Origin of the sequence: Microbacterium sp. OR21, assembly GCF_047306785.1 — a bacterium.
Classification (GTDB): domain Bacteria; phylum Actinomycetota; class Actinomycetes; order Actinomycetales; family Microbacteriaceae; genus Microbacterium; species Microbacterium esteraromaticum_E.
Window position 1 is genome coordinate 430,802 of the sequence record NZ_JAZEXJ010000001.1, and the last position, 23,328, is coordinate 454,129.

The window sequence follows — 23,328 nt, forward strand, 5'->3', positions numbered from 1 at the left end:
CATCCGCGTCTGCGATCGTCGCCGGAGCCGCTCATAGCCGGCATCCGTAGGCTGGATGCATGGACCGCAACGACTCCCTGTTCGACACCGCCCGCTCTGTGATCCCCGGCGGAGTGAACTCCCCGGTGCGCGCCTACGGCTCGGTCGGCGGAACGCCGCGGTTCCTGGCATCCGCGTCCGGCGCCCGGGTGACCGACGCCGCCGGGCGCGAGTACATCGACCTCGTCGCATCGTGGGGCCCGGCGCTGCTCGGGCACGCGCATCCCGAGATCGTGCAGGCGGTTCAAGATGCCGCGACCCGCGGCCTCTCGTTCGGCGCCCCCACCGAGGGGGAGGTCGAGCTGGCGCAGCTGATCGCCGAGCGCGTGCGCCACGGCGACGTGCGACCGGTCGAGCGGGTGCGACTGGTGTCGACGGGCACCGAGGCGACCATGACCGCGATCCGTCTCGCCCGCGGCGCGACCGGCCGCGACCTGCTGGTGAAGTTCGCCGGGCACTACCACGGGCACTCCGACGGACTGCTCGCCGCCGCGGGCTCCGGCGTGGCGACCCTCGCCCTTCCCGGCTCGGCGGGTGTGCCCGCGCCGATCGCCGCGCAGACCCTCGTCATCGACTACAACGACCCGGATGCCCTGGCCGCGGTCTTCGCCGAGCACGGCGACCGGATCGCCGCGGTGATCGTCGAGGCCGCCTCGGCGAACATGGGCGTCGTCGCCCCGCTGCCCGGGTTCAACAGGCTCATCGCCGACACGGCTCACGCGCACGGCGCCCTGATGATCCTCGACGAGGTGCTCACCGGCTTCCGCGTGCACCCTGCCGGGTTCTGGGGTCTGCAGCAGCAGGGCGGTGAGCACTACGTTCCCGACATCATCACCTTCGGCAAGGTCGTCGGCGGCGGGATGCCCCTGGCAGCCCTCGGCGGCAGCGCGCAGGTCATGGACATGCTCGCTCCCGTGGGCCCCGTCTACCAGGCGGGCACCCTGTCGGGGAATCCGCTCTCGGTCGCCGCGGGCATCGCGACGTTGCGGCTGGCGACGCCCGAGGTGTACCAGCGGATCGACGCCTCGGCTGAACGGCTGTCTGCGGCGCTGGACGCCGCGCTGACGGACGCCGGGGTCGTGCACTCCGTGCCCCGAGCAGGCAACCTGTTCGGCGTCGCCTTCCTTCCGGAAGCGCCGCGGGACTACGCGATCGCGCAGACACAGGAGTCATTCCGGTACGCGCCGTTCTTCCACTCGATGCGCGAGCAGGGTGTCGCGCTGCCCCCGAGCGTGTTCGAGGCGTGGTTCCTCACCGCAGCCCACGGCGAAGAGGAGCTCGCCGCCATCGAGGCGGCGCTGCCCGTGGCGGCGGCAGCAGCGGCATCCGCCTGACCCGCCCTTCCGTCGTCACGGCGTGACATCGGCGATTGCCGGATGAGCACAACGGGATCGTTGTCGTCCTGTCAGCAAGTCGCGTGCGTGTCGTCGGTGCTCTTTGGCAGACTGGACGCATGGTCACCCTGCTGCTGGATCAGACACGGCTCGAGGTCGTGCTCTCGCCGATCGAGCGAGCGTCGACCTTTCACCGCGAGAACGTGCGGATTCAGCGCGATCACATCACCAAGGTGCAGCTGACTCAGGATGCCTGGACCTGGCTTCGCGGGGTTCCCGGCCCCGGCACGCACATCCCCGGCATCCTCGCCGCGGGCACGTGGAAGGCCGCGGAGACGACCGACTTCGTGCTGATCCGCCGCCGGAAGCCCGGTGTGGTCATCGACCTCGAGGGCGACCCGCAGTTCCAGCGGCTGATCCTCACGACGCGTCACGGACTCGCCCTGACCCAGGCCCTGCGCCTCGAGGTCGGCGACCAGCCTGAGGACGTCGTCGACATCGCGACCGGATCGGTGCCGGTGCCGAAGCAGCGTCAGCGCCCGGTGATCCGTCCCCGGCCGCGCACGGCCTGAGCAGGTGGCCCGTCGCGGGCCGGCACGCGAGAGCGTCAGCCGTGCCGGTGGTGCTGTTCGTCGTGCTGCTGCTCTTCGTCGTGCTTCTCGGTGGCGTCGGGTTCCGCGGCGTCGGCGGACGCGTCGGTGCCGGCCGCGCCGGCTCCCTCCTCGCGTCGCGCGGCGCGTGAGCTGTAGGGGTAGTCCGGAGCGGGGCCGTCGAAGAAGCGACTGGCGGCGGCCGACAGCGAGGTGCGCATCGCGGCGAGACGCGGGTCGTCGTCACCGTCGTCGATCGTGTCATCGTCTTCGTCGTGCGACAGCTCGGGCGTCACGATGGCGATGGCCTCGGTGGCCGGGACCGAGCTGTCAGCGCCCTCGACAGTGACCGATGCGGGCAGGCCAGTGATCAGCTCGGTGAACGTGGGCTCGACCGTCGTACCCGGAAGCGTGACCGCCTCGGTCGCGAGCGGGAGGATCAGCCGGCGGGTCTCGTCGGACGGCTCGTCGGTGCTCGCCTCATCTGCGTCTGTGTCTGCGTCTGCGTCGGTGTCGGTGTCCGTGTCGGCGACCGGATGCTCGGAAACCGACTCGGCGTCGTCGCCTGCCGGATCGTCGGCCTCAGGGGTCTCAGGCTCGTCGGCGTCGTTCTGGGTGTCGGCGGCATCCCCGCTCTCGTCGTCGCCGGCAGCGCCGTCCGCGATCGGCGCGTCCTCGATCAGGCCGTCGACGAGGTCGTCATCGCTCGACTCCGCAGCGCGCGCCTCGTCGGACGATGAGGACTCGTCCCCGTCTGCATCGTCGGACGCGTCCGCACCGGACTCGTCGCGCTCGGCCTGCTCGCTCTCCTCAGCCGACTCGGTCTGGTCGCCTTCGTCGGCCTGGTCCGACTCCTGCTGCGGCTCGCCCTGCTCGTTCGCCGAAACCTGCTCGGCCGGCTCGTCCGTCTCCGCGTCAGCCGCAACCCCGGCATCCGCATCCGCCGCATCCGAGTCGTCCGCCGCGACGGTCTCGATCGGTCCGGTGCCGTACCCGGCGCCGGCGGCGACGACCATGCCGCCGTCCGCGACGACCGCCGCGGCACCGGCCAGCGGCACGCCGCCCGCCACCAGCGCAGCGTCCGCCGCACCGCGGTCATCGCTCGAACTCTGCGGCGCGTGCGCGACGGGGTTGGCCGACGTGTCGAGACGGGGGCTGTCGGCGCGGCGCCCGTAGACGAGGTCGAGGAAGACCTCCTCCAGGCTCGGTCCGCGCTGCTGCAGCATCGTCAGGGGCACCCCCGCGGCCGCGGCGACGGCACCCACCGTCGCCGAGTCGGAGTCGCGCACGGTCACGCCCGAGCGCAGCACATCGAAGTCGAGCTTGGCGGCCGAGAGCGCAGTGATCAGGGGGGCGCGGTTCTCGGCATCCACCACGACGGCGCCGCCGGAGGAGTCCGCCAGCTCGGAGATCGGGCCTGCGTGAACCGCGTGGCCCTTCGAGAGCACCACGACGTCGTCGGCGACCTGCTCGATCTCGCTCAGCACGTGCGACGAAACCAGCACCGTGCGACCCTCGTCCGCAAGACGACGCATGAGCAGGCGCATCCAGCGGATGCCCTCGGGGTCGAGCCCGTTGGCCGGCTCGTCGAGCACGAGCACGCCCGGGTCGCCCAGCAGCGCCGACGCGACCGCGAGGCGCTGGCGCATGCCCAGCGAGTAGCTGCCCAGCCTGGTGTCGGCGTCATCCTGCAGGCCCACCAGTCGCAGCACCTCATCCACTCGAGCCGACGGGATGCCGTTCGCCTTCGCAGCGATCATCAGCTGACGGCTCGCCGTGCGGCGCGGACGATAGCTCGACTCCTCGAGAACCGCGCCGACGGTGCGCAGCGGGTGACGCAGTTCGGAGTAGTTGGCGCCGCCGATCGTCGCGCTGCCGGAGGTGGGGCGGATCTGACCCAGCAGGATGCGCAGCGAGGTCGTCTTGCCGGCGCCGTTCGGTCCGAGGAAACCGGTGACCGCTCCGGGCTCCACGCGCACGGAGAGGTCGGAAACGGCGGTCACCGCGCCGAAGCGCTTCGTGACCTGGCTGAACTCGAGCACCTGTCCTTCGGGCATGGCCGACCTCTCCTCTTCGGGACAATTCCTTCCATCTTCTCGGAAATCCGCGGAAATCGCGGCTTCACCTGCCGAAAGCGCCCATCCTGGTGGCCAGATCAGGGCAGATCGCGAAGCGGAGTAGCCTGACAGGCGTGACCGACACCGAAGCCGACACCGTCCGCGTCCGCACCGAGAGCTCGCTCGGGCGCATCACGCTCAACCGCCCCCGCGCGATCAACGCCCTCGATCTCGGCATGATCCAGCAGATCACCGGGGCTCTCACCGCGTGGGTGGACGACACCGACGTGCAGACGGTGCTGATCGACGGCGCAGGCGACCGTGGCCTGTGCGCCGGGGGCGACGTCCGCGCACTGTACGAGTCGATCACGGCCGGCCACCCCGAGCACATCGCCGACTTCTTCCGCGCCGAGTACGCGATGAACGCGCTCATCGCCGAGTACCCGAAACCGATCGTCGTCTTCGCCGACGGCATCACCATGGGCGGCGGCATCGGCCTCGCCGGGCACGCCGCGGTGCGCATCGTGACCGAGCGCTCGCGGCTCGCGATGCCCGAGACGCGCATCGGCTTCACCCCGGATGTCGGCGGCACCTGGCTGCTCGGTCGGGCGCCGGGCCGGCTGGGGGAGTACTTCGGCCTCACCGGGCAGAGCATGAACGCGGCGGATGCCCTGTACCTGGGCTTCGCCGATCACTACGTGCCGTCGGAGAATCTCGACGGCCTGCGCGACGCGCTCGCGACCCGTGCCGACCCCGGCACCGCGAACGAGCTGACGCTGCTGTTCGACGAGACGCCCGAGCCGTCCGCACTGCCCGCCGCGCGGGCGTGGATCGACGAGGCCTTCTCCGCCGACACCGTGGGGGAGATCATGCAGCGGCTGCGGGAATCGGATGCCGCGGATGCAACGACTGCCCTCGCGACTCTCGAAGAGCTCTCACCCACTGCGCTCGCCGTCACCCTCGACGCGGTCCGCGAGGCGCGGGCGATGAGCGGCGTCCGGGAGGCGCTCGAGGGGGAGTACCGCCGGGTCATGTGGTTCGGGCACAACCACCCCGACCTCGTCGAGGGCATCCGGGCGCAGCTGGTCGACAAGGACCGCAGCCCGAAGTGGTACCCCGCTACGGTCGCCGAGCTGCCGTCGGATGCCGGTGCGCCGGCACGCGCGTACGTGCCGGAGCCGGCGCTGTTCTGAGGCGGGCGCTGTCATGAGGGCTGCCGATCCCGCACCAGGACGGATGTCGGCGGAATGAACGGATGTCGGCGCGGAGCCGCCGATTCGACCTGCACGCGTGCGATCTGCCGACATCCGTGCGAGCACGGTCGTCCGCGGGAGGCGATCGATCAGATCGAGGCGGCGAGCTCGAGCAGTCGGGCGACATGGGCGGATGCCACGCGCTCGCTCGCGTACGCGACCGCGGCCTCACGCGGAGCCGCGAGCAGCGAGCGGTCGGCCTCGAGCCGGACGATCAAGTCGGCCAGGCCCTCAGCATCCGGACTGGGGGTACCCAGCGCGGCGTCGCCGAACTCGGTCGCCAGCACGGGGTCGCTGACGATCACCGGACGCCCGTGCGCGAAGGCCTCGAGCGCGACCATCGGCTGGTTGTCGAAGCCCAGTGAGGTGATGAGCGCGGCATCCGCGGCATCCATCAGCTCGCCGACCCGCCCACCCGGAACCGGCCCGTGGAATGTCACGCCGGGCACCGGTCGGTGCGTGCCGCCGGCCACGTCGAGGTGCACCCGGCCCTCACCCAGGCGATCGATCACGAGACGCATCGCGTCGAGCGCGACCTCGACGCGCTTCTCGGGCGCGAAGCGCGCCACCCACAGCAGTCGCAGGGGCCCGCCGTCAGGAGCGGGGGCCACTTGCAGCGGCTGCGCGACGTTCGAGAAGGCCTCGACGCGCCCCGCACCCGCGTTGCGAAGAGCTGTGGCCTGGTGCTTCGACGGGGACAGCACGATGTCGGCCCGCTCGGCGATTCGCAGCGTCATGGTGCGCAGTGCGTTGTTGAGCGGGTGACTGCCCGTGAAGCGACCGCCGCTCCGGATGCCCGTTAGCGCGGAGTGCACGCGCGCCACGACCGGCGCGAACGGGGCGAGTGCAGCAGGCGCCCGCCAGAAGAAGGTGTGCACCGTGTGCATAGACGGGAGGCCCAGCTGCCGCGCCACGTCGATCGCCGCCGCCGCGAGGGCGAACTCCGAATGTACGACGACCGCGCCGATCCGATGCCGGCGGATGGTCGCCGCGACCAGCGGCTCGAGGTCGCGGGCGCGGCCGAGCAGCGGCAGGTCGAGCACCGGGATGGTGCCGCGGCGGGGCGGGGAGACGGTGATGATGCCGTCCGATGCCAGCGCATCGGCATCCGGCGCCAGGACGACGACCTTCACACCTTCGCCGGCGAGAGCCTGCGCCTGACGGATGAAAGCCGTCTGTGCACCGCCGAGGTAGCGCAGCGAGTAGTCGCACACCATCAGCACGTGGGCGGCGTTCTCAGCGGGCATGACAGCGAGTCTATTCAGGGCTCGTGCGCTCGGCGGCTTTCCGCTGACAGCGAAGGTCAGCCTTCAGGGGGATACGGATGTCGGCGGTTGGTGGCACCATGTGTGATGGCCGCGTTTCGGCCCTCCGAATTCTCACAAGGAAGACCACCTGTGCTCGGAAAACTCCTCATGCGCTATCTGGCCAGATACTGGCCGCTGCTCATCACGATCGTCGTGCTGCAGTTCGCCAGCGTGATGGCCTCGCTGAACCTGCCCGAGATCAACGCCGACATCATCAACAACGGCGTCGCCAAGGCCGACATCGGCTACATCTGGAACCGCGGCGGCTTCATGCTGCTCGTGTCGCTCGGGCAGATCCTCGCCTCGATCCTCGCCACCCTTTTCGCCGCCCGCATGGCGATGAGCGCCGGTCGCGACATCCGCGCCGACGTCTTCGAGCGGGTGAGCGGATTCTCCGAGCGGGAGGTGTCGCAGTTCGGCGCCGGCTCGCTGATCACCCGCAACACGAACGACGTCCAGCAGGTGCAGATGCTCGCGATGATGGGCGCGACGATGTTCGTCACCGCTCCGCTGCTGGCGATCGGCGGAATCATCAAGGCCATCCAGACCGACGTCGGCCTCAGCTGGCTGATCGCCGTGTCGGTGCCGCTGCTGCTGGTCATCGCCGTCGTGATCATCGGGCGGATGGTGCCGCTGTTCCGGCGCAATCAGGCCAAGCTCGACGATGTCAACCGCATCATGCGCGAGCAGCTCACCGGCGTGCGCGTCGTGCGCGCCTTCGTGCGCGAGCGAATCGAAGAGCGCCGATTCCGAACGGTCAACACCGACCTGATGGTGCTCGGCCGCAACATCGGATCGCTGTTCGTGCTGATGTTCCCGCTGTTCATGCTCGTGCTCAACGTCACCATCGTCGCCGTGGTGTGGTTCGGCGGCGTCGAGATCAACGCCGGCAACGCCGAGATCGGCACGATCTTCGCGTTCATGCAGTACATCGGCCAGATCATGATGGGCGTCATCATGTCGAGCTTCATGGCGATGATGATCCCGCGCGCTGCGGTCTCGGCCGAGCGCGTCACCGAGGTGCTCGACGCGGAGTCGTCCATGACCCGCCCCGAGAACGGCGTCACCGACTTCCCCGCGCCGGGTGCGGTCGCGTTCCGCAACGTCGAGTTCACCTATCCGGGCGCCGAGGTGCCGGTTCTCAGCGACATCACGTTCGAGGCCCGGCCGGGCGAGACGGTGGCGATCATCGGATCGACCGGTTCGGGCAAGACCACGCTGGTCTCGCTGATCCCGCGCCTGTTCGATGCGACCGGCGGTGTGGTGCAGGTCGGCGGCGTCGACGTGCGCGAGGCCGACCTCGACACGCTGTGGCAGGGCATCGGACTCGTGCCGCAGCGCCCCTTCCTGTTCTCCGGCACGGTGGCGTCCAACCTCCGCTACGGGCGGAAGGATGCCACCGACGAGGAGCTGTGGGCGGCTCTCGAGATCGCCCAGGGGCGCGACTTCGTCGAGGCGATGCCCGATGGGCTCGACTCGCGCATCGCGCAGGGCGGCACGAACGTCTCGGGCGGTCAGCGTCAGCGCCTGGCGATCGCCAGGGCCATCGTGCACCGGCCGCGCATCCTCGTGTTCGATGACTCGTTCTCGGCCCTCGATCTGACGACGGATGCCCGATTGCGCCAGGCCCTGTGGCGGGAGCTGCCCGACGTCACCAAGATCGTCGTCGCGCAGCGCGTCTCGACGATCACCGACGCCGACCGGATCGTCGTCCTCGACGACGGCGCTGTGGTCGGCGTGGGCACGCACGACGAGCTGCTCGTCACCAGCCCGACGTACCGGGAGATCGTCGAGTCGCAGCTGGGGGTGGACGCATGAGCGAGCAGGAGCAGAACCGGATGTCGCGTCGCGAGCGCGCGCTCGCCGCACGGGCATCCGCCACCGCCGTCGCAGAGCCCGAGATGACCGCCGCCGAGAAGGAGGAGGCCGAGCTCGCCGAGAAGGCGCGCCTCGAGGGCGGCAGCATGTGGGACGGCCCCGCGCCCGGCAAGGCCGACAACTTCGGCCCCAGTTTCTTCCGCATGATCGGGCTGCTCAAGCCGTCGGCGTGGTGGTTCGCGCTGGTGTCGTTCTTCGGCGCCGTCGGTGTCGTGCTCGCCGTGGCAGCGCCCAAGGTGCTCGGCGAGGCGACCAACGTCGTCTACGAGGGGTTCATCTCGAGCGTGCTCGGCCAGGGCTTCGGCGGAGCACCGGGGTTCCCGCAGGGCACCAGCCGCGACCAGGTCGTCGAGGCGCTGCGCGGGGCGGGCCAGGACGAGTTCGCCAACATGATCTCGGCGATGGACGACTTCGCGGTCGGCGACGGCGTCGACTTCGAGCGCCTGCGCTGGATCATCATCGCCGTGCTCGCGATCTACGTGGTCTCCGCCATCTTGAGCTGGCTGCAGGGCTACGTGATCAACGTCATCATGGTGCGCACCATGTGGCGTCTGCGTGAAGACGTCGAGGCGAAGATCAACCGCCTGCCGCTGTCGTACTTCGACAAGGTGCAGCGCGGCGAGCTGATCTCGCGCGTCACGAACGACATCGACAACATCACCCAGACCATGCAGCAGTCGCTGTCGGGTGCTCTCACCAGCGTGCTCACGGTGGTCGGCGTGCTGGTCATGATGTTCTCGATCTCGTGGCAGCTGGCGCTGGTCGCGCTCATCTCGCTGCCCCTGATGGGCGTGATCTTCGGCATCATCGGGCCGCGTTCGCAGAAGGCCTTCGGCACGCAGTGGCGCAAGGTCGGCCGGCTGAACGCCCGCGTCGAGGAGGCCTTCTCGGGCCACGCGCTGGTGAAGGTGTTCGGTCGCGAGAAGGACGCCCTCGAGAGCTTCCAGGTCGAGAACGAGGAGCTGTTCCAGGCGGCGTTCAAGGCGCAGTTCCTCTCGGGCATCATCATGCCCGCGATGATGTTCGTCGGAAACCTGCAGTACGTGGGCATCGCGGTGCTCGGCGGTCTGCTCGTCGCTGGCGGCGACCTGCGTCTCGGCGACGTGCAGGCGTTCATCCAGTACTCGCAGCAGTTCAGCCAGCCGCTCAGCGAACTCGGCGGCATGGCCGCCGTCGTGCAGTCGGGCACCGCCTCGGCCGAGCGGGTCTTCGACCTGCTCGACGCGGAGGAGCAGGATCCGGATGCCGATGACGCGCCGTCGGCGCCGGAGGGCAAGGGCGTCATCGAGTTCGAGCACGTCGCCTTCTCGTACAGCGACGATCGGCCGCTGATCCGGGACCTGTCGTTCCGGGTGGAGCCGGGGCAGACGGTTGCGATCGTCGGCCCGACGGGCGCCGGCAAGACCACGCTCGTGAACCTCATCATGCGGTTCTACGAGCTGAACTCGGGGCGGATCCTGCTCGACGGGCAGGACATCTCCGAGATGCGCCGCGACGACCTGCGCAGCCGCACCGGCATGGTGCTGCAGGACCCGTGGCTGTTCGCCGGCAGCATCCGTGAGAACATCCGCTACGGCAACGACGCGGCCACCGACGAGCAGATCACCGCGGCGGCCGAGGCGACCTACGTCGACCGGTTCGTGCACTCCCTGCCGGACGGGTACGAGACCGTTCTCGACGAGGACGCGTCGAACGTGTCGGCGGGTGAGCGCCAGCTGATCACGATCGCGCGCGCCTTCGTGTCTCAGCCGTCGATCCTCATCCTCGACGAGGCGACCAGTGCGGTCGACACCCGCACCGAGCTGCTGCTGCAGCAGGCGATGGCGGCCCTCCGCGAGGGGCGCACGTCGTTCGTGATCGCCCACCGCCTGTCGACGATCCGCGACGCCGACCTCATCCTCGTGATGGAGCACGGCGACATCGTCGAGCAGGGCGACCACGACGAGCTGATCGCCGCGCAGGGAGCGTACTGGCGGCTGTATCAGTCGCAGTTCGAGCAGGCCGCCACCGACATCGACGCGGAGGAGGCGCTGACCGGTTCCGTGCCGGTGATCGTCACCGGTGACGCCGAGAACGCGCACGAGGCGGTCGCCGAGCACCAGGTCGTCGCCGCGGCTGACGCCCAGCAGCTCGGCGAAGCCGTGAAGGAGGCCGAGTCCACGGCATCCGACCCTCGACGCGACTGAACCCCGCACACGCAGAAGCGCCCGTCCCGGAAGCGGGGCGGGCGCTTCTGCATGCGAACCACCGGCCGCGAGACTTCTGCTCCAGCACGAGACCTGCGCCCGTGCACCGTGTCTCGTGCTGGAACGGAAGTCTCGGGGCGGGGCGGGGCGGGGCGGGGCGGGGCGGGGGGAGCGGGGGAGCGCCTCGGCGACGAGGAGGCTCAGTCGTTGTCGAGGCCGAAGAGCTCGAGCGGGTGCGTCAGACGCCACCACGGGCTGGGCGGGGTGATCTCCTCGGCGAGCGACACGGATGTCGCCGCGGTGCCGAGCGGCCCCTCAGCGGTGAGCGTGCCCACCTTCGCGCCCGCCTCGGTCCGGTCACCGAGCGAGAACGAGGTCGACGACGTCGCCTCGGCGCCGTTCCACAGCAGCACGCGGGTCTCGGCATCCGTCACGATGTCGATGCGCTCACCCCACTCGGTGCTCACGTGCCCGACCACGGTGCCCGCCGCAACCGAGGGGGGCTGCTCGACGAGGTCCTTCTCGACCCCGGCGAGCAGCTGGCGGGTGACCGCCAAGCGCTGCTTGTTGTCATCCTGTCCGAGCACCGCGGCGAACAGGCGCACGGTCGAGTCGCCGACGGGGACGTCCTTCGCGGTGAGCAGGTTCCAGTGCGAGAGGGTGCCGGTCTTCACACCGACCACACCGCGATCCTCAAGCATCTGATTGGTGTTGGTGACCGTGCCGACCCCCGGAATCTCGGCGGTGCGGGTGCCCACGATCTCGGCGAACACCGGATTCGCCATGGCGAGCTCGGCGATCTGGATCAGCGCAGCGGGAGATGCCACGTTCTCTCGGCTGAAGCCCGACGGAGAGACGAGGCTGACGCCCTCGATGCCGCGGTCGCTGAGCCATTGCGCTGCGGCTTCGGCGAAGGCGCGGTCGGAGCCCCACAGCTCGTCGGACAGTCGGTCGATGTAGTTGTTCGCCGAGCCCAGCATGATGCCCTGCAGCATCTGGTACTCGGTCAGGCTGCCGCCCACCGGCACGTCGAGCGATGACTGGTTCGAGCTTCGGTAGCGCCAGTACTCGCGTGAATCGGCGTAGGTGAAGGAGAAGCTCGGCCCCTGCTCGCCGATCTCCAGCGGCAGCTCGTCGAGCACCATCATCACGCTGACGACCTTCGAGATGCTCGCGATCTCGTCGGCCGCGGTGGTGGACGCCACGGGGGTCAGCCCCTGGATGCCGACCGCCGCGCTTCCCTTCGCGGGCCATGCGACGGATGCCGGGGGAGCGGGGGCGATCGTGACGGTGGTCGCCTGCGCCGTCGGAGCCACCTCGTGCAGTGGCCACAGCAGCGTGGTGGAGATGTACGCACCGCACAGGGCGGCGACGATGCCGAGAGGGAGCAGCACGCGCGGGCGCCGCCACTCGGGGGTCAGCCGCGCGCCGTCGAACAGCGGCCGGGGCGGCGTCTCGAGAGCGTGCTCGTCGAGCACGGCGGATGCCTCCAGCCAGGTCAGCGCCGTCGGCGGACGGCTGGCATCCGCCCACGCCGTCGTCGCCTCCTCGGCCTGCGCGGGGCCGCCTTCGGCGGGTGCCGGCGGAGCCTCTTCAGCAGCGCCGACGTGCGCGTCTCGCTGAGCGGGTCCCCTGGCATCCACAGCGTCAGTATCCCTGGTCGCGGCCAGTTCCGGGCCGAGGCTGTCGCCGAACTTCGGCAGCGCTGCGGCGGCACCGGGTGAACGGTCACCGCGCACCCGGCCGCGCTCGCGCACTGCGCGGCGCGTCAGAGGGCGCGTCGACTCGGGGGGAGGTGTCACCCGACCACGCTACAGGCCGGTGTTTCACGGGACGAAATAGCCGCCACGGGCTCAGCCGGCGGAGCTATGATCGAGCCATCACCACGGGAGTCCGGGAAGCCGGGCTGAGAGGAAGCGACACGCGCTTCGACCGTCGAACCTGATCCGGATCATGCCGGCGCAGGGAGGAGTTCAGATGAGTACGTCCATGTCCGCATCCGTCGCGGAGACCACCCCCGCACCCGCCCCTCGCACCCTGCGCTGGCGGGTCGTCGACATCGTCGTCGCCGCCGTGCTCGGCGTCGCGATCGGCCTCGTCTTCTGGGGCTGGAACATCATCGGCGGCGCCTGGTTCGGAGCCGCCGACGCGCTGACCCCCGGCTTCGGGGGCATCGCCGTCGGCATCTGGCTGATCGGCGGCGTCATCGGCGGGCTGGTCATCCGCAAGCCCGGCGCCGCCCTCGTCGTCGAGGTGATCGCCGCGATCATCTCGATGCTCATCGGCAACGTGTGGGGCGTCTCGACCGTCCTGTCGGGACTCGTGCAGGGACTCGGCGCCGAGCTGATCTTCGCGCTGTTCCTGTACCGCCGCTTCGGCGTCGTCGTCGCCGCGCTCTCGGGCATCGGCGCGGCTGTGGCCGCGTGGATCTTCGAGATGTTCTACGGCTCGTCGCCGAACATCCTGAAGAGCATCGAGTTCAACGCCATCTACCTCGGCGCACTCGTCATCTCGGGTGCGCTGCTCGCCGGCGTGGTCGGATGGCTGCTCGTGCGCGCGCTCGCCTCGACCGGCGCGCTCAGCCGCTTCGCCGCCGGCCGGGAAGCCCGCCAGGAGGTCTGAGCGTGTCGTCTCCGGCTCGCGTCACCGCGAACGGGTGGGGCTGGCGCTACGCCGGCCGACGACTGCCGGCCGTGCGCGATGTGTCGTTCACCATCGAGCCCGGCGAGCGGGTGCTGCTGCTCGGAGCTTCGGGCGCGGGCAAGTCGACGCTGCTCGCCGGCCTCGCCGGTGTCCTCGGCGACGCCGACGAGGGGGAGCGCACCGGCACCCTCCTCATCGACGGGGCCGCCCCGGAGTCGCGCCGCGGCGCCGTCGGCCTCGTGCTGCAGGATCCGGATGCCGGGGTCGTGCTGTCGAAGGTCGGCGACGATGTCGCCTTCGGCTGCGAGAACCTCGGCGTCCCGGCAGGCGAGATCGCCGCGCGGGTGGATGCCGCGCTCGACGCAGTCGGACTCGATGTGCCGCTCGATCGCCCCACCAAGGCCCTCTCGGGTGGCCAGAAGCAGCGCCTCGCGCTCGCCGGTGTTCTCGCCATGCAGCCGGGACTGCTGCTTCTGGATGAGCCGACGGCGAACCTCGATCCGGCGGGTGTGCGCGAGGTGCGTGACAGTGTCGGACGGGTGCTGGATGCCACCGGCGCCACCTTCATCGTCGTCGAGCACCGCACCGAGGTGTGGCTCGACCTGCTGACACGCGTGATCGTGGTCGCCGCAGACGGCGGGCTGCTCGCCGACGGCCCACCGTCGACGGTGTTCGCGCAGCACGGCGACGCGCTCGCCGCGGCGGGCGTGTGGGTGCCGCATCACGAGATCGACGTTCCCGTGCTCCCACCCGCCGACCCCGCTGCGCCTTCAGTCCTCGAGACGGTCGACCTCGCGGTGTCGCGCGACGGCCGCCTCGCCGTGCAGAGCGGGCTCGGCATCCGGATCCCGCGCGGCTCGGCGACGGTCGTCACCGGTCCCAACGGGGCGGGCAAGTCGACGCTCGCGCTCACCCTCGCGGGTCTTCTCCCCGAGCTCGAGGGGTCGGTGCTCGCGGCATCCGATCTCGCCGGCCGCTCCGGCCGTCGGCCTTCACGCTGGAAGTCCCGCGAGCTGCTCACCCGCATCGGCACGGTGTTCCAGGAGCCGGAGCACCAGTTCCTCGCCCGCACCCTGCGCGACGAGCTGGCCGTCGGTCCGCGTGCTCTCGGACTCTCGGATGCGCAGGTCGGCGCCATCGTCGACGACCTCCTCGAGCGCCTGCAGCTCGCACCGCTCGCGCTCGCGAACCCGTTCACCCTCAGCGGCGGGCAGAAGAGACGCCTCTCGGTGGCGACGGTGCTCGCCGCCGCCCCCGAGGTGCTCGTGCTCGACGAGCCCACCTTCGGTCAGGACCGGCGGGGGTGGATCGGCCTCGTCGAGCTGCTGCAGGCCGAGGTCGCGGCGGGGCGCACGGTGATCGCCGTCAGTCACGACGACGCCGTGGTGCACCATCTGGGCGGGCACCGCATCGCTCTCGGGACGGTTTCCGCAGACGGCGACCGGGCGCCGCTCGCCGGCATCGAGAGGGAGCGGCGATGACGAACACCATGCACCGATCTGCTCCGACGTCCCCGCTGCTCCCCGGCCCCCGCCCGGCGTGGCTCGACGGCGTGAACCCGGTCACGAAGATCGTCCTGGCGCTGCTGCTGTCGGTGCCGCTGTTCGCGTCGATCGACCCGGTGAGCGCGCTCGTCGCGATCGCTCTGCAGCTGCTGTGCCTGCCGTTGACCGGGCTGCCGGTGCGCACCGTGCTGCTGCGCCTGGCACCGATCGCGCTGTTCTCGCCGATCGCCGGGCTCAGCATGCTGCTGTACGCCGAACCGGAGGGGGAGGTGTTCTTCAGCTTCGGCTTCGCCGCCATCAGCGAGGGGTCGATCGCACTCGCCGTCGCGGTGACGCTGCGCGTGATCGCGCTCGGGCTGCCGACGATCCTGCTGTTCGGGCGCACCGACCCCACCGAGCTGGGCGATGCGCTCGCGCAGGTCGCGCACCTGCCCAGCCGGTTCGTGCTCGGCGCGCTCGCCGGGACGCGGATGCTGGGGCTCTTCCTCGATGACTGGCGCACGATGGCGCTGGCGCGCCGCGCTCGCGGTGTGGGCGACCACGGCGTGCTGCGCCGATTCTTCTCGATGGCGTTCGTGCTGCTGGTCTTCGCCGTGCGCCGCGGCACGAAGCTCGCGATGGCGATGGAGGCGCGCGGCTTCGGGTCGGGCATCGAGCGCACCTGGTCGCGGCCGTCGCGCCTGCACCTGCGAGACGGTGCCGCCCTGCTCGGCGGCGTCGCGATCATGGCGCTCGCCATCGCCGCAGCCGTCGCGGCAGGCGTCTTCCGCTTCGTCTGGAGCTGACCGGCTCGTCGGAGTCGACCGGCTCGTCTGCAGCCGACCAGGGCTCAGTCGATCATCCGCCGCAGCACGCTCTCGAGCACGACGGCGTGGTTGTGCTCGGTGTCGTTGACGGCGTAGACGAGGGTGACGACGGGATGCCCGCGCAGCTCGTCCACGAGGCGGGCGAGCGCCTCCGCCGACTCACCCTCGAGCTGCGCCCGGTAATGGGCGGCGCTGATGTCGAAGTCGGCTCCGGGTGCATGCCACTCGTGGCGGAGCGCGGTCGACGGGGCGATGTCCTTCGCCCACAGATCGATGGCCGCCCGCTCCTTCGACACCCCGCGCGGCCACAGCCGATCGACGAGAACGCGGTACCCGTCGTCCGGGGAGGCGCTGTCGTAGGCTCGTTTTCGACGAAGGTCCATGACCTCAGCATCCACCCGCTCGCGGTCGCCCGCCAGGTGGATACTCAGAACCACGTATGCTGAGACTCAGTCGCATTCGGCGTCCGACCGGCGCCGAGCCGTTCGAAGGAGAACACGATGCAGATCACGGGACAGGGCGCGCTCATCACGGGCGGCGCCAGCGGACTCGGCCTCGCCACGGCACGCCGGCTGTCCGGCGCGGGAGCGCGGGTCGCGATCATCGACCTGCCGACCTCCGCCGGCGAGGAGATCGCCGCCGAGCTCGGCGGGCTGTTCCTGCCGGCCGATGTGACCAGCTCCGAGCAGGTGGCGGCGGCCGTGGCATCCGCCCACGCCGTCGCACCGCTTCGCGTCGTCGTCAACTGCGCGGGCATCGCCCCGCCCGCCAAGGTGCTCGACCGCGACGGCAACCCCGCCGACCTCGACGCGTTCGAGCGCGTCATCCGCATCAACCTCGTCGGCACGTTCAACGTGATCTCCCAGGCGGCGGCCGTGATCGCGCAGACCGAGCCGACCGAGGGCGGCGACCGGGGCGTCATCGTCAACACCGCGAGCGTGGCGGCGTTCGACGGTCAGATCGGCCAGCCCGCCTACTCGGCGTCGAAGGGCGGGGTGCACGCCATGAGCCTGCCGATCGCACGCGAGCTCGCGCGCCACGGCATCCGGGTCTGCACCATCGCCCCCGGCATCATGGAGACCCCGATGCTCGCCGGCCTGCCTCAGGCCGCACAGGACTCGCTCGGCCAGCAGGTGCCGTACCCGTCGCGGCTCGGCCGACCCGACGAGTACGCCGCGCTCGTCGAGCACATCGTGGCCAACGGCTACCTCAACGGCGAGACCATCCGTCTCGACGGCGCCATCCGCATGGCGCCGAAGTAAGGAGAGAACATGTCCCTCGCAGGCAAGACCATCCTCATGTCGGGCGGCAGCCGCGGCATCGGCCTCGCGATCGCGCTGCGTGCCGCGGCCGACGGCGCGAACATCGCCATGCTGGCCAAGACCGACACCCCGCATCCCAAGCTCGAGGGCACCGTGCACTCGGCGGCCGACGCGATCGGTGCCGCGGGTGGGCAGGCGCTGCCGATCGTCGGCGACGTGCGCGACGACGCCCAGGTCACCGAGGCGGTGCTGAAGACGCAGGGCGAGTTCGGCGGCATCGACATCGTCATCAACAACGCCAGCGTCATCGACCTGTCGCGCTCGCTCGACCTCTCCGCGAAGAAGTACGACCTCATGCAGGACGTCAACGTGCGCGGCACGTTCATGCTCTCCCGCGCGGCCGTGCCGGTGCTGCGCGAGTCTGCGAACCCGCACATCCTGTCGCTGTCGCCGCCGCTGAACCTCTCGCCGAAGTGGCTCGGCGCGCACACCGGGTACACGCTCGCGAAGTACGGGATGACGATGGCGACGCTGGGCATCGCGGCCGAGTTCGCGGATGACGGCATCGCGGCCAACACGCTGTGGCCGCGCACCACGATCGCGACCGCCGCCGTGCAGAACCTGCTGGGCGGCGATAGGGTGATGGCGGCCAGCCGCACCGCCGACATCTACGCCGACGCGGCGTACTCGGTGATCACCAAGCCCGCGCGCGAGTACTCCGGCCAGACCCTGATCGTCGAGGATGTGCTCGAGGCCGACGGCGTCACCGACTTCTCGAAGTACGCCGCCGTCGCCGGCACCCCCGACGACCGCCTGTTCCCCGACATCTTCCTCGACTGAGGGCGTGCTTTACGCCGCTCAGGTCGCGATTCGTCCCGCTTTCCCGCCGGCTTTCCGGGACGAATCGCGACCTGAACCATGGGTGAGGGTGTTCAGGGGGTGGGTCGCGACCAGCGCCGGCGGAGTCAGAACAGCAGGTAGACCGACCCGGCGATCGTCAGCGCGATCACGAGGCGGTCGAACAGCCGCTGCGGCATCCGCCTGGCGATCCGGATGCCGAGCAGCGCCCCGATCACGACCATCGGCGCGAGGGTGAGATCGAGCAGCAGCACCTCGGGTGTGAGCAGTCCGATGCCGGCGAGGAACGGCACCTTGGTGAGGTTGACGATCGCGAAGAACCACGCCGAGGTGCCCAGGAACACCTTCACCGGGGTGCGGGTCGCGAGGAAGTACATCGACATCACCGGACCGCCGGAGTTCGCCACCATGGTCGTGAACCCGGCGAGCGTCCCGTAGCCGCCGGCGGCCAGCCGACCGGATGCCGGGGCGCTCGCTCGCCGTCTGCGCCACAGGGTGATCGCCACCATCACCAGCAGGATCACGCCGATCGTGCGGCGCACGACGCCGTCGGTGCTGAAGGCGAGGAACGCGGCGCCGACGAGCAGGCCGACCACGACCGCAGGTGCGAGCCGCAGCAGCGTGCGCCAGTCGGCGTGCCGCCGGTATGCGATGAGCGCGAAGACGTCGCCGACGATGAACAGCAGCAGCATCGCCGCGGTCGACGTGCGGGCGGGCAGCACGGATGCCAGGATCACCACCGCCAGGGTCGAGCTGCCCGGCAGCGCCGTCTTGCCGAGTCCGGCGATGAGTGCGGCGAAGGCCAGCAGCACCCACGCCCAGATCTCCATGCCCTCCAGTCTCCCAGCCGGCACGCCGTACCCTGGACTCATGCCCGCATCCGACAAGACGCCGCCCTCCCGCAGCACGCCCGTGCGCAAGACCGGGCCCGCCCGCGGCACCCAGGTGCGCCCCGCGACCGAGGGATGGACGCAGCAGAAGGATGCCGAGGGGCGCCCGCTCCTGCAGTTCGCCAGCCCCAAGCGCGGCAAGCCACCGGTGCACCTCGCCGACCTGACGCCCGCCGAGCGCGTCGAGAAGGTGAAGGAGCTGGGCCTGCCCGGCTTCCGCGCCAAGCAGCTGTCGACCCACTACTTCACGCACTACACCTCCGACCCGGCGCACATGACCGATCTCCCGGCCGCGCAGCGCGACGAGCTCGTCGCCGGCATGCTGCCGCCCCTGATGACCGAGGTGAAGCGCCTCGAGACCGACAAGGGCGACACGATCAAGTTCCTCTGGCGCCTGCACGACGGGGCGCTCGTCGAGTCGGTGCTCATGCGCTACCCCGGCCGCATCACCCTCTGCGTCTCATCGCAGGCCGGCTGCGGCATGAACTGCCCGTTCTGCGCCACCGGACAGGCGGGACTCACGCGCAACATGTCGACCGCCGAGATCATCGAGCAGATCGTGCGGGCCAACCGGGCCATCGCCGACGGCGAGCTCGGCGGCAAGAAGGCGAACGATCACTCGATGGAGCGGGTGTCGAACATCGTCTTCATGGGCATGGGCGAGCCGCTGGCCAACTACAAGCGCGTGATGGACGCGGTGCGCATCATGGTCGCACCGCAGCCAGACGGCCTGGGCATGAGCGCCCGCGGCATCACGGTCTCCACCGTCGGCCTCGTGCCGGCCATCAGGAAGCTCGCGGACGAGGACATCCCGGTCACCTTCGCGCTGTCGCTGCACGCCCCCGACGACGAGCTGCGCGACGAGCTGATCCCGGTCAACTCCCGCTGGAAGGTGGGCGAGGCGCTGGATGCCGCCCGCGAGTACTTCGACAAGACCGGCCGTCGCGTGTCGATCGAGTACGCCCTGATCAAGGACATGAACGACCACCCGTGGCGTGCGGATCTGCTCGCCTCGAAGCTCAACTCCCGCGGTCGCGGCTGGGTGCACGTGAACCCCATCCCGCTGAACCCGACACCGGGGTCGATCTGGACGGCATCCGAGGTCGACGTGCAGAACGAGTTCGTGCGCCGACTCAACGACGCCGGCATCCCGACCACCCTGCGCGATACCCGCGGCAAGGAGATCGACGGGGCCTGCGGCCAGCTCGTCGCCACCAGCGAGGACGAGGCCGAGGCCGCCGCACTGGTCTGACTCCCGACTACATGCGAGGGGTGCGCAGGGCGATCAGGCGCCCCGATCCCTCGATCAACTCGGCCCACGCGTCGATGTCGATCGCGCACTCGGCGACCGCGCACGTGGGCAGTTCGACGTGGTCACCGGTGAGCTCGGCCACGGCATCCGTCATCCCGGGGTTGTGACCGACGAGCATCGCCACCTCGGCCTCGTCGGGCAGCTCGGCCGCGACCGCGAGGATCGTGCGCGGCGACGCGGCGTACAGCGCCGGCTCATCGGCCACCTCGAGATGGAAGACGGCCGCGTACTCATCGGCGGTGGTGCGGGCGCGCAGCGCCGTGCTCGAGACGATGTGCCGCAGCCGCACACCCTCGTCGCGCAGGCGGGACGCCATGGCCGGCGCATCACGCAGACCGCGGGCGTTGAGCGGGCGGTCGTGGTCGCGCACCGACGGATCGCCCCAGTCGGACTTCGCGTGGCGGGCGAGCAGCAGCGTCTTCATGGCGTCCAGCCTGGCACCTGCGGCCACTCGCCGCACGCCTTTCTGTGAACCGCTCGCAGGGATCATCCGGGAGTCGCACAGCCGGGATTTCCTACTCTGTAGGGATGTCCTATTCCGCACATCGCCCTGGCCGGATGGATTCCCAGGGGCGGATCTCGTTCGAGACCGACGCTCCCGACGGCTCGGTCACCGACGACGACCTCGATTTCCTGCGCCAGTACGAGCCGTCCGGCTCCGAGACCGCACGGCCCGCAGACGACGCTCCCGAGACGCACCCGACCTCGATCATCGACGACGCCGAGTCCGCAGCATCCAACGACCGTGACGAGGCACCGCGCCGCCCGAAGCGGGCACCGCGTCAGAAGCGCGACCGCCGCCCCCGCACCCCGGGCTCGCGCCTGCGCACGCTCGCCATCCTCGGCGGCGCGGAGGGTGAGATCCTCGACCGCGTTCCCGGCGAGACCCCGCGCTTCGTGCAGATGTTCTTCGTGCTGCTCGGCACCGCGCTCGTCTCGGCGATCTCGATGATGTTCGCCCTGACGACGGGCGTGCAGGTCGCGATCTGGGTGGCGATTCCGCTCGCCCTCGTCTGGGCGGCCATCATCTTTAACCTCGACCGCTTCCTCACCTCGACGATGACGTCGACCCGGAGCGTGGGCAAGATGCTCGCCCTCGCGCTGCCGCGTGTGGCGATGGCCGCGCTCATCGGATTCCTCGTGGCCGAGCCCCTCGTGCTGCAGGTGTTCCACAACGACATCGCCCGCGAGGTGGCGTCGACCAACATCACCCAGTCGCAGTCCGACCAGGACGCCCTCGAGAAGGGCCCCGAGAAGAAGGCACTGGACGCCGCGAGCGAGCGGGTCGCCGTGCTCGAGAACCAGGCCGCGACCGGCGTCGTCGCCGGCACCGACTCCGGCTCGGCCAGCACCTCCGCCGCGCAGTCCACGGTCGAGGAGCTGACCGGCAAGATGGCCGAGCAGCAGAAGGTCATCGACTCGGCGCGCGCCCTGTACCAGTGCGAGCTGACCGGCGAGGGCGCGGGAACCGTGCCCGGCTGCACCGGCGTGAACGGCGAGGGATCGAGCTCGGACGCAGCGAAGGCGCAGCTCGCCCAGGCGCAGCAGACCTACGACGCGCTTTCGGCCCAGCTGCGCGCTGCCAACGACGACCTGTCGGCTGCGGAGAGCGACGCGAAGGCGAACACCGCGGCATCCGAGTCGGCCAACCGCGAGCAGGCGAAGGATCAGCTGCCCGCGGCGAAGCAGACCTACGAGCAGGCGCTCGCCGCGTACAACGCCCGTGCCGACTCGGTAGCGCAGGGCAACGCCGGGGCGGTCGGCCTGCTCAGCCAGATCACCGGGCTGAACCGGCTCGGCGAGAAGGAGCCGACGATCTTCTGGGCGCACTGGCTGATCGCCGCGCTGTTCTTCATGATCGAGCTGCTGCCCGTGCTCGTGAAGGTGCTCACGAGCTGGGGCGAGCCGTCGCTCTACGAGCGGGCCCGTGACATCCGCAAGCAGGTCGATCTCGATCGGGTGACGGCCGAGGGGTTCCGTGACCGCGCGGCGATCGTCACCTCGGCGGATGCCGCGTCGCGCCAGTCCGCGAGATCAGGCAGCGCCGATCCTGCCCCGACCGAGCCGCTGATGCGCGCCGACATCCGCGAGACCGCCTCGGTCTGAGCCGTCTCGGATGCCCGTCACGCGGCGGGCTGCACCTCGACCGTGACACCGTCGATCCAGCGGCGGACGGCCCCGGTGGCGTCGACGATCAGGCCGGTGGTCGCGGTCGCCCGCGGCAGCCACGACAGGTCGTCCCCGGCCGCGACGATCGCGGTCGACCAGACGTCGGCGTGAGTGAGGGAGTCGGCGATCACCGTCGCGGAGCGGACGGCGGTGGCGGGTGCGCCCCGGTGCGGGGCGATGACATGGCGGCCGCGCTCCGCAGTGCCCGAGGTGGCGACGGCGCCGTCGCGGAGCGGCACGGTCGCGAGCACGCGCCGGCGGTCGGCGGGGTCGACGATGCCGATGTTCCAGACCCAATCGGCGTCTGCGGCCGTGCGCACCTGGAGGTCGCCGCCGACGTCGAGCCCGACGGCCTGGACGCCGGGAAGAAGCAGCAGATCAGCCAGGTGCTCGTGCACGGCACGCTCAGTCGCCCAGCCCTTCACGAAACCCGTCGGGTCGAAGAACCCGGGCAGATGCGCGTCGAACAGACCGCCGGTCTCGGCCTCGAACCGGCGGCATCCGGCTGCGACCTCGGCGACCCAGGGATTGGCGTCCGACATCCGCAGCTCGCCCCGCGCCATCCGGCGGATGTCCGAGCCCTCGACGTACGTCGAGAACACCCGGTCGGCACGGCGCAGCATCGTTGCGCACCCGTCGAGCGCGCGGGCGAGCCGCGCGGCGTCCACCTCGCCGATCACATGCGCGCTGGCGACCGTGCCCATCACGGCGAACGTCTCGACGTGCCTGGCGGTCATGACTGCGCCTGATCGATCGCGCTCTGCAGGGACCGCAGGTAGCCCTCACTGGTGTACGTCGCACCCGAGATCATGTCGATCCGGGCGGACTGCGCCGAGGTCGTCTCGCTGATGAGCATGGGCAGTGCACGCTGATTGATCTGCCGATCGCGAGGATTGTCGCTGGGGTAGTCGAGCACGTCGACCGCCGAGATGCTGCCACCGCTCACCGTGATCTGCACCTGCACGGGGCCGTACCTGGTGCCGGCCGAGTCGCCGGTATAGGTTCCGTTCTGCAGCCCGGAGGATGCTGTGGAGCCGGTCGATCCGGTGCTGCCGGCGCCGCCGGACGTCGATCCGGTGACATCCGACGGCGCGCCGACGGAGCCGCCTGCAGCGGGTGCAGTGGCCGTCATCTCCTCACCATGAGAAGTGCGATAGCCGAACAGCAGCACGAGCCCGCTGACGGTCGCCAGGGTGGCGTACACGATGCGCTGGAGTGGACGGTCCATGTCGATCTCTC

The 23,328-nt window shown here is 70.5% G+C and carries 20 protein-coding genes and 1 riboswitch; of the genes, 12 read left to right on the forward strand and 8 right to left on the reverse strand.

Features of this window, described 5'->3' with window-relative positions; genetic code table 11:
• The first annotated feature begins 59 nt into the window (after positions 1-59).
• Together hemL and V2S04_RS02055 are read left to right on the forward strand one after the other, a co-directional pair.
• A complete protein-coding gene (hemL, locus tag V2S04_RS02050) occupies positions 60-1,373 on the forward strand; it encodes a glutamate-1-semialdehyde 2,1-aminomutase (RefSeq protein ID WP_413636858.1) in 1,314 nt (437 codons plus the stop codon).
• 119 nt (positions 1,374-1,492) lie between these two features.
• Positions 1,493-1,945, forward strand: coding sequence for a hypothetical protein (locus V2S04_RS02055; protein ID WP_099197195.1), 453 nt, complete (start codon positions 1,493-1,495; stop codon positions 1,943-1,945).
• A 35-nt stretch (positions 1,946-1,980) separates the two neighbouring features.
• Here the strand turns inward: V2S04_RS02055 and V2S04_RS02060 are convergent, their stop codons facing one another.
• On the reverse strand, positions 1,981-4,020 hold the full coding sequence (locus tag V2S04_RS02060) for an ATP-binding cassette domain-containing protein (protein WP_413636859.1): 2,040 nt from the start codon (positions 4,018-4,020) through the stop codon (positions 1,981-1,983).
• A gap of 134 nt (positions 4,021-4,154) precedes the next feature.
• Between V2S04_RS02060 and V2S04_RS02065 the strand changes: the two genes are divergently transcribed.
• A complete protein-coding gene (locus V2S04_RS02065) occupies positions 4,155-5,213 on the forward strand; it encodes an enoyl-CoA hydratase/isomerase family protein (protein WP_413636860.1) in 1,059 nt (352 codons plus the stop codon).
• Between the two features lie 149 nt (positions 5,214-5,362).
• On the opposite strand, the gene V2S04_RS02070 is transcribed toward V2S04_RS02065, so the two are convergent.
• Positions 5,363-6,520: a glycosyltransferase family 4 protein gene (locus V2S04_RS02070; RefSeq protein ID WP_413636861.1), complete on the reverse strand. Its 1,158-nt coding sequence runs from the start codon at positions 6,518-6,520 to the stop codon at positions 5,363-5,365.
• 150 nt (positions 6,521-6,670) lie between these two features.
• Between V2S04_RS02070 and V2S04_RS02075 the strand changes: the two genes are divergently transcribed.
• Both V2S04_RS02075 and V2S04_RS02080 read left to right on the forward strand, forming a co-directional pair.
• Positions 6,671-8,398, forward strand: a complete 1,728-nt coding sequence (locus tag V2S04_RS02075; protein WP_413636862.1) for an ABC transporter ATP-binding protein — start codon at positions 6,671-6,673, stop codon at positions 8,396-8,398.
• Positions 8,395-10,644 (forward strand): ABC transporter ATP-binding protein, encoded by a 2,250-nt coding sequence (locus V2S04_RS02080; RefSeq protein WP_413636863.1) that lies wholly within the window; start codon positions 8,395-8,397, stop codon positions 10,642-10,644. The genes V2S04_RS02075 and V2S04_RS02080 overlap by 4 nt, the downstream gene beginning before the upstream one ends.
• Before the next feature lie 200 nt (positions 10,645-10,844).
• On the opposite strand, the gene V2S04_RS02085 is transcribed toward V2S04_RS02080, so the two are convergent.
• Positions 10,845-12,446 carry a D-alanyl-D-alanine carboxypeptidase family protein gene (locus V2S04_RS02085; RefSeq protein WP_413636864.1) on the reverse strand — a complete coding sequence of 534 codons (1,602 nt, stop codon included), beginning with the start codon at positions 12,444-12,446 and terminating at the stop codon, positions 10,845-10,847.
• A gap of 73 nt (positions 12,447-12,519) precedes the next feature.
• Positions 12,520-12,629: riboswitch (TPP riboswitch) on the forward strand.
• On the opposite strand from V2S04_RS02085, the gene V2S04_RS02090 reads away from it, so the two are divergent.
• From V2S04_RS02090 to V2S04_RS02100, 3 genes are all read left to right on the forward strand, one after another.
• The gene (locus tag V2S04_RS02090; RefSeq protein ID WP_413636865.1) at positions 12,622-13,266 is read left to right on the forward strand and encodes an ECF transporter S component; all 645 of its coding nucleotides are present in this window, start codon (positions 12,622-12,624) and stop codon (positions 13,264-13,266) included. Its footprint overlaps the riboswitch before it by 8 nt.
• The gene (locus V2S04_RS02095; protein ID WP_413636866.1) at positions 13,185-14,768 is read left to right on the forward strand and encodes an ABC transporter ATP-binding protein; all 1,584 of its coding nucleotides are present in this window, start codon (positions 13,185-13,187) and stop codon (positions 14,766-14,768) included. The genes V2S04_RS02090 and V2S04_RS02095 overlap by 82 nt, the downstream gene beginning before the upstream one ends.
• The gene (locus V2S04_RS02100) at positions 14,765-15,577 is read left to right on the forward strand and encodes an energy-coupling factor transporter transmembrane component T family protein (RefSeq protein ID WP_413636867.1); all 813 of its coding nucleotides are present in this window, start codon (positions 14,765-14,767) and stop codon (positions 15,575-15,577) included. The genes V2S04_RS02095 and V2S04_RS02100 overlap by 4 nt, the downstream gene beginning before the upstream one ends.
• A 44-nt stretch (positions 15,578-15,621) precedes the next feature.
• On the opposite strand, the gene V2S04_RS02105 is transcribed toward V2S04_RS02100, so the two are convergent.
• Entirely contained in the window at positions 15,622-16,035 is a 414-nt protein-coding gene (locus V2S04_RS02105) for a DUF488 domain-containing protein (RefSeq protein ID WP_413636868.1), read from the reverse strand.
• Positions 16,036-16,098: 63 nt separating this feature from the next.
• Between V2S04_RS02105 and V2S04_RS02110 the strand changes: the two genes are divergently transcribed.
• Positions 16,099-16,860 carry an SDR family NAD(P)-dependent oxidoreductase gene (locus V2S04_RS02110; RefSeq protein ID WP_413636869.1) on the forward strand — a complete coding sequence of 254 codons (762 nt, stop codon included), beginning with the start codon at positions 16,099-16,101 and terminating at the stop codon, positions 16,858-16,860.
• A 9-nt stretch (positions 16,861-16,869) separates the two neighbouring features.
• Complete coding sequence (locus V2S04_RS02115) at positions 16,870-17,700, forward strand: SDR family oxidoreductase (protein ID WP_413636870.1); 831 nt, start codon at positions 16,870-16,872, stop codon at positions 17,698-17,700.
• Between the two features lie 125 nt (positions 17,701-17,825).
• On the opposite strand, the gene V2S04_RS02120 is transcribed toward V2S04_RS02115, so the two are convergent.
• Positions 17,826-18,590, reverse strand: coding sequence for a sulfite exporter TauE/SafE family protein (locus V2S04_RS02120; RefSeq protein ID WP_413636871.1), 765 nt, complete (start codon positions 18,588-18,590; stop codon positions 17,826-17,828).
• Between V2S04_RS02120 and rlmN the strand changes: the two genes are divergently transcribed.
• Complete coding sequence (gene rlmN, locus V2S04_RS02125; RefSeq protein WP_413636872.1) at positions 18,589-19,860, forward strand: 23S rRNA (adenine(2503)-C(2))-methyltransferase RlmN; 1,272 nt, start codon at positions 18,589-18,591, stop codon at positions 19,858-19,860. The genes V2S04_RS02120 and rlmN overlap by 2 nt on opposite strands.
• A gap of 7 nt (positions 19,861-19,867) precedes the next feature.
• Here the strand turns inward: rlmN and V2S04_RS02130 are convergent, their stop codons facing one another.
• Positions 19,868-20,344 (reverse strand): SixA phosphatase family protein, encoded by a 477-nt coding sequence (locus tag V2S04_RS02130; protein ID WP_413636873.1) that lies wholly within the window; start codon positions 20,342-20,344, stop codon positions 19,868-19,870.
• 104 nt (positions 20,345-20,448) lie between these two features.
• Between V2S04_RS02130 and V2S04_RS02135 the strand changes: the two genes are divergently transcribed.
• Positions 20,449-22,026, forward strand: coding sequence for a DUF4407 domain-containing protein (locus V2S04_RS02135; protein WP_413636874.1), 1,578 nt, complete (start codon positions 20,449-20,451; stop codon positions 22,024-22,026).
• Between the two features lie 17 nt (positions 22,027-22,043).
• On the opposite strand, the gene V2S04_RS02140 is transcribed toward V2S04_RS02135, so the two are convergent.
• Both V2S04_RS02140 and V2S04_RS02145 read right to left on the reverse strand, forming a co-directional pair.
• A complete protein-coding gene (locus V2S04_RS02140) occupies positions 22,044-22,826 on the reverse strand; it encodes an FAD:protein FMN transferase (RefSeq protein ID WP_413636875.1) in 783 nt (260 codons plus the stop codon).
• The gene (locus tag V2S04_RS02145) at positions 22,823-23,317 is read right to left on the reverse strand and encodes an FMN-binding protein (protein ID WP_413636876.1); all 495 of its coding nucleotides are present in this window, start codon (positions 23,315-23,317) and stop codon (positions 22,823-22,825) included. Before V2S04_RS02145 ends, V2S04_RS02140 begins: the two co-directional genes overlap by 4 nt.
• Positions 23,318-23,328 lie beyond the last annotated feature (11 nt).

What these genes read in the sequence shown, in the direction of transcription:
- hemL (WP_413636858.1), top strand. Translation starts at nt 60, where the DNA reads ATGGACCGCAACGACTCCCTGTTCGACACCGCCCGCTCTGTGATCCCC.
- V2S04_RS02055 (WP_099197195.1), top strand. Translation starts at nt 1,493, where the DNA reads ATGGTCACCCTGCTGCTGGATCAGACACGGCTCGAGGTCGTGCTCTCG.
- V2S04_RS02060 (WP_413636859.1), bottom strand. Translation starts at nt 4,020, where the DNA reads ATGCCCGAAGGACAGGTGCTCGAGTTCAGCCAGGTCACGAAGCGCTTC.
- V2S04_RS02070 (WP_413636861.1), bottom strand. Translation starts at nt 6,520, where the DNA reads ATGCCCGCTGAGAACGCCGCCCACGTGCTGATGGTGTGCGACTACTCG.
- V2S04_RS02080 (WP_413636863.1), top strand. Translation starts at nt 8,395, where the DNA reads ATGAGCGAGCAGGAGCAGAACCGGATGTCGCGTCGCGAGCGCGCGCTC.
- V2S04_RS02090 (WP_413636865.1), top strand. Translation starts at nt 12,622, where the DNA reads ATGAGTACGTCCATGTCCGCATCCGTCGCGGAGACCACCCCCGCACCC.
- V2S04_RS02095 (WP_413636866.1), top strand. Translation starts at nt 13,185, where the DNA reads ATGGCTGCTCGTGCGCGCGCTCGCCTCGACCGGCGCGCTCAGCCGCTT.
- V2S04_RS02100 (WP_413636867.1), top strand. Translation starts at nt 14,765, where the DNA reads ATGACGAACACCATGCACCGATCTGCTCCGACGTCCCCGCTGCTCCCC.
- V2S04_RS02110 (WP_413636869.1), top strand. Translation starts at nt 16,099, where the DNA reads ATGCAGATCACGGGACAGGGCGCGCTCATCACGGGCGGCGCCAGCGGA.
- V2S04_RS02115 (WP_413636870.1), top strand. Translation starts at nt 16,870, where the DNA reads ATGTCCCTCGCAGGCAAGACCATCCTCATGTCGGGCGGCAGCCGCGGC.
- rlmN (WP_413636872.1), top strand. Translation starts at nt 18,589, where the DNA reads ATGCCCGCATCCGACAAGACGCCGCCCTCCCGCAGCACGCCCGTGCGC.
- V2S04_RS02120 (WP_413636871.1), bottom strand. Translation starts at nt 18,590, where the DNA reads ATGAGTCCAGGGTACGGCGTGCCGGCTGGGAGACTGGAGGGCATGGAG.
- V2S04_RS02130 (WP_413636873.1), bottom strand. Translation starts at nt 20,344, where the DNA reads ATGAAGACGCTGCTGCTCGCCCGCCACGCGAAGTCCGACTGGGGCGAT.
- V2S04_RS02135 (WP_413636874.1), top strand. Translation starts at nt 20,449, where the DNA reads ATGTCCTATTCCGCACATCGCCCTGGCCGGATGGATTCCCAGGGGCGG.
- V2S04_RS02140 (WP_413636875.1), bottom strand. Translation starts at nt 22,826, where the DNA reads ATGACCGCCAGGCACGTCGAGACGTTCGCCGTGATGGGCACGGTCGCC.
- V2S04_RS02145 (WP_413636876.1), bottom strand. Translation starts at nt 23,317, where the DNA reads ATGGACCGTCCACTCCAGCGCATCGTGTACGCCACCCTGGCGACCGTC.